Consider the following 9631-nt stretch of genomic DNA (forward strand, 5'->3'; position numbering starts at 1 on the left):
AAGGCAACCGGCACACGCATCAAAAGCAATGCGAACATCGCAGCAAGGGTCAGGACGATTGTCATTCGTGCGCCCCTTTCGGAATATCCTTGCCGCGTGCAAGGCCGATAATCTCGATCACCGCCTGAATGGCAAGCAGCGCAAAGCCGATGGCGACCGGCAGTTCAGCAACCCATGCCGGAAGATCGAGCATGGTGCCGCTGGTGCGGCCACGCTCGAAGCTTTCATAAAAGATTTCCCAGCCCTTGATCGTCACCATCACTGAAAAGGCCAGAATGCAGGCCATGGCAATGATTTCGACAAGGCGCTGGACCTTGGGCGCGAGAAGACGGGTAATGGCATCCACCGAAATATGGCGGCGTGCAGCCAGTGCCCAAGGCATCCCCAAAAGCGATCCCCAGATCAGACACAGTTGGGAAAGCTCGGCCGCCCAGATGGTCGGACGCACGAAGAAATACCGTGCCAGCACTTCGTAGGTCAGCATGCAGCCGGCAAGCACAAACAAGATGGCCGCGACCCACGCAAGAATAAGCGTCAATCGATCAAACATGATTTAAACAGTGCATGTTGGAAAACGGGGCGTCATCACCACACAGTATGGGCATTGGCCCGAGCATGCGCGGTGATGACAACAAATCAAAATACGCCCCGGTCGGCGTCCATGGGCAATCATGCAACGCATGGCGCATGGCACCCGACCGGTGACGTCAAATCCTTAGAACTTCTGGGCGGCCTCGAAGACCTGTTTGCCAAGATCACCGGTGTTGGCAAGGAATGCCTCGTAAACCGGTTTGGCAGCTTCGCGCCATGCAGCCATTTCTTCCGCCGTCGGGGTGTAAATGGTCATGCCGTTGGCTTTGGCTTCGTCAAATGCCTCTGCCTCGATCGTCGACATGCGATCACGCACATCGTTCTCGGCATTGATGGCCGCGGTTGAAATGATGTCACGCTGCGCATCGGTCAAACCGTTCCAGAAGTCGGTATTCACAACCACGATGAACTCGATATCGGCATCGTTGGTGGTGGTGACTGTGTCCATGACTTCCCAAAGCTGACGGGATTTCACACCTGACATGCCGGTCATGCCGACATCAACCGTGCCACGCTGATAGGCGATATACTGCTCGGAGCCTGAAATCAGGGTCGGTGCACCACCGGCAGCGGAGATGAAATCACCCTGGGTTTTCGAGAACACGCGGACTTTCTGGCCTTTCAGACCATCCGGGCCTTTGATCGGGCCACCGTTCGACAGCATGATCGACCCACCATAAGCCTGCCACCACAGAACCGTCGAACCGGTTTCACCAATGGCTTTATCCAGCGGCGCACGTACCGGGGAATCCGGGGAAACGGCCTTACGAACCTTTTCTTCGGTGTCGAGCAGGAACGGCTGATAGAAGATATCAACCGCCGGGACATCACCGACATAACGGGTCAATGACGCGACACCCATTTCAATCGCACCTGATCCCACGGCCGCAGGAACTTCCTTGTCCTTGTAAAGCTGGGCGGAATCGTAGATCTGGACTTCGATATCGCCGTTTGATTTTTCCTCAACCTCGTTCTTGAACATCAGAAGGTTCTGACCGAGGTGACTTTTCATCGGCAATTGCAGGGAAATACGCAATGTCAGGTCTGCGGCCTGAACCGTGCCGGAAAATCCGACGGCTGCCATCAGTGCGGCAGCAAGGGCAAATTTTTTCATGATGGACGTCCTCCGAGAACTTTTATTCTGTTTCTTTATTCAGGACGGCAAGGATGCGCCCATTTTTCGGCGGTGTTCAACATGTTTTGACTACGGCGAAACCCTGACCGGGCGGTTCACAGTGCGGCGCACACAGCACCAGAACTCAGCAAGCCGAAGACATACAGACGACAATTGCAGCCTTGATAACGGCACTGCGGTATTGAAATAATTTGCGATGGAAATATCCATGCGTCTCGTCTGGCATGCCAGAATGATCGTTCTGAATACAAAACCGGGAATCGCAAGCCGTTTCAAAACACTATCTGATAATGCGCTTATACATCACAGTGGTGCCGCTGAGCTTTTCGGAGTCCGGATCACGGGCAAAGTCCGGGATGACGCCGGTGGTCTCGAACCCGAGCGAGGTATAAAGAATCTCGGCACTGTCGCCGGTTCTGGTATCAAGGGTCAGCAAGGTCCGCCCAAGATCACGCGCGCGGTTTTCGGCCGCCTGCATCAACAGCCGGGCAATACCACGCCTGCGACAATCGGGGCGTACCATCAGTTTGCTGATATCGCCACGATGGGCCTGATTGGGCATGGTGTCATAATCAAGCTGAACCGTGCCAACCACGCAATCCTGATCAAGGGCGGCAAACAGGACCCGTTTTCCGCCCTTAAGTGCCGGGATGGTTTTATGGCGCCAAAAAGCTTCCGCCTCGCCGACCGGGAAGGGTTCGATAAAGCCGATGCTGGCCCCGTCATGGACACAGGCGTGCAGCATGTCGGTGAACTGATCCAGACGCGCTGTGACGCCATCAGCATCAAGGGTGACGATATCGAGATCGGGGGCGGTGTGCGTCGTCGATTGCATAACGGTTCTTTCGCTTAGTCGATGATAAACAGGTGATATTTCGCGCTCTGATCGTGGGGTGTTTGAAATACGTTGCCACCGCGCAACTGATAGCGCAGGCAATCGCCCGCCTTCAGGTGATGGGTTTGGCCATCGACTTCCATTGAAAGCGCGCCAGACAGCATCACCAAATGATGTTCAAGCCCGTCCCGCGGCGATCCGTCATATTCAATGCGCTGGTTCGGGCCGATTTCGACTTCGATCACCTCGCCCGACAATTGTTTGGATGTCGGGGAAACCAGCCGTCTTTGATAGCCTGTATCGGGATCGGTCCAGACTTCCTGATCGGCACGCGCGACAAGTGGCACAAAGTCGTCTTCAACCATCTGCATCAGGCGTGACAAGGTAACGCCAAAAGCAACACACAGCTTTCCTAGGACATTGGCCGTCGGGCTAACCTCGCCCTTTTCGATACGCGACAGGCTGGCGCGACTGACCGCACTTTTTTGGGCAAGTTCATCAAGCGACCACCCGCGTTCGGCGCGCAAAGCGGCCAACCGTTGGGCCAGTCGTGTTTCGATTTCATCCATGGCAACATCCTTTAATCTCTTATTTGGGATATTTTTCCATTTATGAGAAATCGTCAAGATGAAAAAACCGGCCCCGCTTTCTTGGCAGGACCGGTTCATCATCACATCAGGGCATTGCCGCCACAGATAGATGGATCAGGCGTTGGCCGCAGGGACGCGTGCAATCACCTTGATTTCGAAATCGAAACCGGAAAGCCAGGTAACCCCGACTGCTGTCCAGTTCGGGTAAGGCGCCTGATCAAAGATCGCGTCCTTAACTTCCATGATGTCTTCAAATTGATTTTCCGGATCGGTGTGGAAGGTCGTCACGTCAATGACGTCATCAAAGCTGCATCCGGCGGCCGCAAGGATCGCCTTCAGGTTATCGAATGCGAGTTCGACCTGCTTTTTGAATTCTGGTTCCGGGGATCCGTCTTCGCGACTGCCCACCTGGCCAGAAACAAATAACAGATCACCGGATTTGATGGCCGGGGAATAGCCATGCGCGTCATAAAGCGCATGGCGGTTTGGCGGAAAGACGGCTTGGTTTGCGAGGGCCATGAAGACCTCCTTGTTCGGGTAAAATTCGGTATCTGTGGTATTTCGAAATCAGTTCAGATACGCTGCGTATGTGAAGTAGATATATTCACATACATGACGTATGTCAATTCGCATACGTCGCGTATGTTAAATTGGAGTGCCCGATGGCTGCCAAAACGCGCGCTGAAAAAATGGAAGAAACCCGCATCAAATTGATCAAAGCGGGACGCAAGGCCTTTGCCGAAAAGGGATATGCGGAAGCGTCAATGGATGAGTTGACCGCAAGTGCGGGGCTAACGCGCGGGGCGCTGTATCACAATTTCGGTGACAAGCGCGGACTGCCGGCGGCTGTGGTCGATGAAATAGACTCTGCCATGGCACAAGAGGCCAAGGATGCGGGGGATGCCGCAGGCGGCGGTTGGAACGGCTTGATGGCCGAGGGCAGGACATATATCGAACTGGCCCTTGATCCGGAAATACAGCGGATCGTTTTGCGCGATGGTCCGGCCTTTCTGGGCGATCCATCACAGTGGCCGAGCCAAAACCGCTGCTTGCAGGCGACAATCGCAACCCTTACGGAACTGGCCAATCAGGGTGCGATCAAACCGGTCGATATCGAAGCACTGGCAAGGTTGCTGAACGGGGTCGCGTTGAATGCCGCCCTTTGGGTCGCGGCCAGCGATGATCCGAAAGATACCCTTGGCAAGGCAATTGCCGCCTTTGAATGCCTTGCGGCTGGCGTATTGGTGACGCCCAATGCCAACTGATGGTGGCGTGAATTCGACCACCGCGCGCAGTCGAGTACGCAATCACATTCCGGCCCCTGCCCCGTCAAAGAAGGTCGGGATTATTTGCCATTTTCAAGGTCAAAGCCCGCACGGGTCCAGCTTTGAATGCCGCCTTTAAGGTTACTGACGGAGCAATCGACATGGGGCAGAACAGCATTGGCCGCCCCAAAGGAACGCTGACCAACGGCACAGACAAAAACCAGATCGGTATCGCTTTCATCGGTCAGGTCGACCAACGCCGGGATATCGAAGTTCGAGGTCGGAATATTGATCGCGGTTTCAATATGGCCGGTTGCAAATTCTTCGGCTTCGCGGACATCAATAATGGTGACGGCTTCTTCGCCGATCAGTCGATCAAGTTCATGCGGTTCGATAAACTGTACGGTTTCGTCGCTCATTATGAAGTCCTTTGGCGGCTTTTGCGGCCCGATCCTGCCCACCTGTGATAGCTGTCGGCTTGCGGATTTTGCAAATGCAAAATATTTTTGTGCAAGGCTGTGGGAATGAAAGCGGCATCAAAGCTGGACGAGCGGTCACTTACATGTGAACATGAACACACGATTTTACGATGTTCGACAGAAGTATCGTCTTGCGAAATCAGTTCGTTATTCCCACGTCTGAATAACAGGGCAAATTGCCTCGGCAGGCTCAAAGGTCACTTTGAAATTCATTCGACAGAAGCCTGCCCCGACACATTGATGGTCGGTTTGTTGGTCGCCGCAACGGGACCCAAAAAGAGTCTGATCAAGACTGCACTACGGCGCTGACGCCGCAACTGCACAATCGACTTTTCACACGTTTGGCAAGATCCGCCAGAGATTAACCGCGAACGCCATTTGTTAATTCATGACCGTCTGGCGGAGTCCCTTTACAGGAGACCTGCCGACGCCACCAGATCAGGATCGGGTTCGCCCCATCCGTGCAAAAGCAAAACGCAAAAATTGCGCAAAAACAGGATTGAGACAGGAAACGTAAGTTTGACAGTGCGATAACGTTTGAAAGGAGACCGCGCCATGGCTGAGAAGGATATCTTCGAGCTGTATGCGGAAGGCTATGACGGAAAGCAGGAAACTGAACTGACCATCCGCGATTACCTCAATTTGTGTCGCGAAGACCCAAGCGCCTATGCCTCTGCCGCTGAACGCATGATCAAAGCGATTGGCGAGCCGGAACTGATCGACACCTCGACAGATTCCCGACTTGGCCGCATTTTCCTGAACCGAACCATCAAACGTTATCCCGCCTTTGAAGATTTCTTTGGCATGGAAGAAACCATCGAGCGCATTGTCGGTTTCTTCAAATATGCCGCCCAGGGTTTGGAAGAACGCAAACAGGTTCTTTATCTGCTCGGCCCGGTTGGCGGGGGTAAAAGTTCCCTTGCCGAACGCCTGAAAGAGCTGATGGAACGTGAACCGATTTACGTTCTGAAGGCCGGCGATGAAATCAGCCCGGTTTTCGAAAGCCCGCTTGGCCTGTTTAACCCGGCCAAGATGGGCGATGCGATCGAGGACAAATACGGCATTCCCAAACGCCGCCTGACGGGGTTGATGTCGCCATGGGCTGTTAAACGTCTTGATGAGTTTGGCGGGGACCTCACCAAGTTTTCGGTTGTTAAACTGATCCCGTCGCGCCTGCGCCAGATCGCGATAGCCAAAACCGAACCGGGTGATGAGAACAACCAGGATATCTCGTCGCTTGTTGGTAAGGTCGATATCCGCAAGCTTGAATATTTCAGCCAGAACGACCCGGATGCCTATAGCTATTCCGGTGGTTTGAACCGCGCCAACCAGGGCATTCTTGAATTTGTCGAGATGTTCAAGGCCCCGATCAAGATGCTGCATCCGTTGCTGACCGCCACACAGGAAAGCAACTATATCGGTACGGAAAACCTTGGTGCCATTCCGTTCCAGGGCTTGATCCTTGCCCACTCGAACGAGGCAGAGTGGCAGACATTCAAGGCCAACAAGAATAACGAAGCCTTCATTGACCGTATCTCTGTGATCAAGGTGCCCTATTGCCTGCGCGTCACCGAAGAAACCATGATTTACGACAAGCTGTTGCAGGGATCAGAGCTTGAACACGGGTCCTGCGCGCCGGGCACGCTTAAAATGCTGGCACAGTTTTCTGTCCTTTCGCGTCTGCAGGAACATGAGAACTCCAACCTCTATTCCAAGATGCGGGTCTATGACGGCGAAACCTTGAAGGATGTCGATCCCAAGGCGAAATCCATGCAGGAATACCGCGATACTGCCGGTGTTGACGAAGGCATGGACGGTATTTCAACCCGCTTTGCCTTCAAGGTGCTGTCAGAAACCTTTAACCACGACACGCACGAGGTCGCCGCCGATCCGGTGCATCTGATGTATGTGTTGGAACAGGCGATCCGGCGCGAACAGTACCCGGAAGAACGCGAAAAGGCCTATATGGACTTCATCAAGTCCGAACTGGCCCCGCGCTATGCCGAGTTTATCGGGGCGGAAATCCAGAAAGCGTATCTGGAAAGCTATTCCGATTACGGTCAGAACCTGTTTGATCGTTATGTCGCCTATGCCGATGCCTGGATCGAGGATCAGGACTTCAAGGATCCCGATACCGGTCAGCTTCTAGATCGCAAGATCATTGATCAGGAACTGTCGAAAATCGAGAAACCGGCGGGTATCGCCAATCCAAAGGATTTCCGTAACGAGGTCGTCAAGTTTGCCCTGCGTGCACGCGCCAATAACAAGGGCAAGAACCCGTCCTGGACGTCCTATGAGAAACTGCGCGATGTGATCGAGAAACGCATGTTCAGCCAGGTCGAGGACCTGCTGCCGGTGATTTCGTTCGGCTCGAAGAAAGACAGCGAGACCGAGAAGAAACACAACGAGTTCGTCAAACGCATGATCGATCGCAAATATACCGAACGCCAGACGCGTCGTCTGGTCGAATGGTACATGCGCGTCAATAAGGCCGGTTAAGCTCCCCCCTGTCTTTCCCGGCCCAACCGGGCGGCTTCGTCCCTTGTCCGCCCGGTTACCTCTTCGCCGCAGGATGTGGCCACGGCCCGTTTTATCCGGGTCACATCCTGCGGAACTTCAAGGCGCAAGCGACCTGCACAAAGCGCTTTTGAACCGTGCAAGGATGTGACTGCCCATGCTTTATATCGTTGACCGCCGCAAGAACCCGACCGGCAAAAGCCTTGGCAACCGGCAACGTTTCATGCGTCGCGCAAAAGCCCAGATCAAGAAGGCGGTTGAAAGCACCATCCGGTCGCGTGGCATTACCGATATCTCCAGCGGCGACCAGATCACCATTCCCGGCAAAACATTGAAGGAGCCGGGCTTTCACCACATGGGACGCGGGGGCAACCGCAATTATGTCCTACCCGGCAACAAGAAATTCGTTCAAGGTGATCGCATTGCCCGCCCGCAAGGCGGCGATAGTGGGTCTGGCGGATCGCAAGCAAGCCCCGATGGCGAGGGTGAAGATGAATTCCAGTTCACCCTGACCCGCGACGAGTTCCTTGATATCTTCTTTGAAGACCTTGAACTGCCGGACCTTTTGAAAAAGAGCCTGAAGCAGACCACCGCGTTTCGAAATGCGCGCGCGGGCTTTTCGGTTGAAGGCACACCATCAAACCTTAGCCTTGTGCGCACCATGCGCAATTCGCTGGCCCGGCGCATCGGGCTGCGTCGCCCGAAAACGGCCGAAGTCCGCGAACTTGAAGAAAAGATATCCGCCCTTCAGGCCAAGGCGGAAAAACGCCCGAATGGCAAGCTGACCAAAACTGACGAGGATACGCTTCATACCCTGCTGGCTGATCTTGAAGAAGCCAAACGGCGTATGAAGGCGATCCCGTTCATTGATCCGATTGATACGCGTTTCAATCAGTTCCAACAGATCCCCGATCCCAACACACAGGCAGTAATGTTTTGTTTGATGGATGTGTCGGGATCAATGTCCGAACAGATGAAGGAATTGGCCAAGCGGTTCTTCATGTTGCTTCACCTGTTCCTGCATCGCAAATACGAACATGTCGAGGTGGTGTTTATCCGCCATACATCGCGCGCAGCCGAGGTGGACGAGGAAACCTTTTTCTATTCGCGCGAAACCGGCGGCACGATTGTTTCCACCGCACTCGAGGAAATGAAAAAGGTACTGGTGGATCGTTATCCCACTGATCAGTGGAACATCTATGCCGCACAGGCATCCGATGGCGATAACTATTCCAATGACGGGGCAAAGTGCACCGCCCTTCTGGCCCAGGATCTTTTGCCCAAGTGCCAGTATTACGCCTATATCGAAATCACTGACGAGCGCGAGGCCGAGATTTTTGCCGCCGCCGAAGGCGAAACCACCCTTTGGAAATCCTATGCCCCGCTTGCCAGAGACAATCCGCGCTTTGCGCTTAAACGGGTAACCAAGGCAGCCGACATCTTCCCGGTATTTAGGGAACTGTTTGCCAAAAACCGTGCGGAGGCAGGCCGATGAGCACCAAGACCAAATCCGCCGACAAACTTCTGTTCACCAGTGCCGACTGGGACTTCGAGACGTTGAAAGCCACCTATGACGCGATTGAGGATATCGCGCTTAATGAGCTTAAGCTTGATGTCTATCCCAATCAGGTCGAGGTGATCACGTCCGAGCAGATGCTGGATGCCTATTCATCGATCGGCATGCCGTTGATGTATCACCACTGGTCGTTTGGCAAACGCTTCGTGCGCGATGATGTGATGTATCGCAAGGGCTATCAGGGATTGGCCTATGAGATCGTGATCAATTCCAACCCGTGCATTTCCTATGTGATGGAAGAAAACACCATCGTCATGCAGGCGCTGGTGATCGCGCATGCGGCGTTTGGCCATAACCATTTCTTCAAGAACAACTACCTGTTCAAGCAATGGACGGATGCCGACGGCATTCTGGATTATTTGCAATTTGCCAAAAGCTATATCGCCAAATGCGAAGACCGATACGGCTTTGACGCGGTTGAACGGATTCTGGATGCCGCGCACGCCCTGATGGATCAGGGGGTGAACCGTTATTCCCGACCAGAAAAACCCAATCTTGCGGCCGAGCTAAAGCGTGAGCGCGAACGCGCCAAGTATGAAGACGAGACATACAACGATCTGTGGCGCACCCTGCCCCAGCCTGATCAGGGCGATCAGGACATGGACGAGCTTAAACGCAAGATGCGGGTCGAGGAACGCCGTGC

The 9631-nt window shown here is 54.0% G+C and carries 10 protein-coding genes; 4 read left to right on the forward strand and 6 right to left on the reverse strand.

Translation table 11 applies throughout. From position 1 onward, the window contains the following. Positions 1-61: 61 nt before the first annotated feature. From B3Z49_RS03390 to B3Z49_RS03410, 5 genes are all read right to left on the reverse strand, one after another. The gene (locus tag B3Z49_RS03390) at positions 62-550 is read right to left on the reverse strand and encodes a TRAP transporter small permease (RefSeq protein WP_008892104.1); all 489 of its coding nucleotides are present in this window, start codon (positions 548-550) and stop codon (positions 62-64) included. A gap of 165 nt (positions 551-715) precedes the next feature. After that, on the reverse strand, positions 716-1705 hold the full coding sequence (gene dctP / locus B3Z49_RS03395; protein ID WP_296988245.1) for a TRAP transporter substrate-binding protein DctP: 990 nt from the start codon (positions 1703-1705) through the stop codon (positions 716-718). Positions 1706-2006: 301 nt separating this feature from the next. Next, positions 2007-2561 (reverse strand): GNAT family N-acetyltransferase, encoded by a 555-nt coding sequence (locus B3Z49_RS03400; RefSeq protein WP_296988247.1) that lies wholly within the window; start codon positions 2559-2561, stop codon positions 2007-2009. Between the two features lie 14 nt (positions 2562-2575). Next, positions 2576-3130 carry a helix-turn-helix domain-containing protein gene (locus B3Z49_RS03405; RefSeq protein ID WP_296988248.1) on the reverse strand — a complete coding sequence of 185 codons (555 nt, stop codon included), beginning with the start codon at positions 3128-3130 and terminating at the stop codon, positions 2576-2578. A gap of 135 nt (positions 3131-3265) precedes the next feature. Next, positions 3266-3670 (reverse strand): RidA family protein, encoded by a 405-nt coding sequence (locus B3Z49_RS03410; RefSeq protein WP_296988249.1) that lies wholly within the window; start codon positions 3668-3670, stop codon positions 3266-3268. Positions 3671-3813: 143 nt separating this feature from the next. Here B3Z49_RS03410 and B3Z49_RS03415 point away from each other — a divergent pair, with 143 nt between their 5' ends. Then, entirely contained in the window at positions 3814-4416 is a 603-nt protein-coding gene (locus B3Z49_RS03415; RefSeq protein ID WP_296988250.1) for a TetR/AcrR family transcriptional regulator, read from the forward strand. Positions 4417-4496: 80 nt separating this feature from the next. Here B3Z49_RS03415 and B3Z49_RS03420 read toward each other — a convergent pair whose 3' ends face one another. Beyond that, entirely contained in the window at positions 4497-4835 is a 339-nt protein-coding gene (locus tag B3Z49_RS03420; protein WP_008892110.1) for a rhodanese-like domain-containing protein, read from the reverse strand. Between the two features lie 615 nt (positions 4836-5450). Between B3Z49_RS03420 and B3Z49_RS03425 the strand changes: the two genes are divergently transcribed. From B3Z49_RS03425 to B3Z49_RS03435, 3 genes are all read left to right on the forward strand, one after another. Continuing rightward, positions 5451-7394, forward strand: a complete 1944-nt coding sequence (locus B3Z49_RS03425) for a PrkA family serine protein kinase (RefSeq protein ID WP_008892111.1) — start codon at positions 5451-5453, stop codon at positions 7392-7394. Positions 7395-7569: 175 nt separating this feature from the next. Next, positions 7570-8907 carry a YeaH/YhbH family protein gene (locus B3Z49_RS03430; protein ID WP_296988253.1) on the forward strand — a complete coding sequence of 446 codons (1338 nt, stop codon included), beginning with the start codon at positions 7570-7572 and terminating at the stop codon, positions 8905-8907. Further along, positions 8904-9631, forward strand: a 728-nt coding sequence (locus B3Z49_RS03435; protein ID WP_296988254.1) for a SpoVR family protein, incomplete at its 3' end; no start/stop codon positions are given. The genes B3Z49_RS03430 and B3Z49_RS03435, both read left to right, overlap by 4 nt.

Origin of the sequence: Thalassospira sp. UBA1131, from assembly GCF_002311515.1 — a bacterium.
Classification (GTDB): domain Bacteria; phylum Pseudomonadota; class Alphaproteobacteria; order Rhodospirillales; family Thalassospiraceae; genus Thalassospira.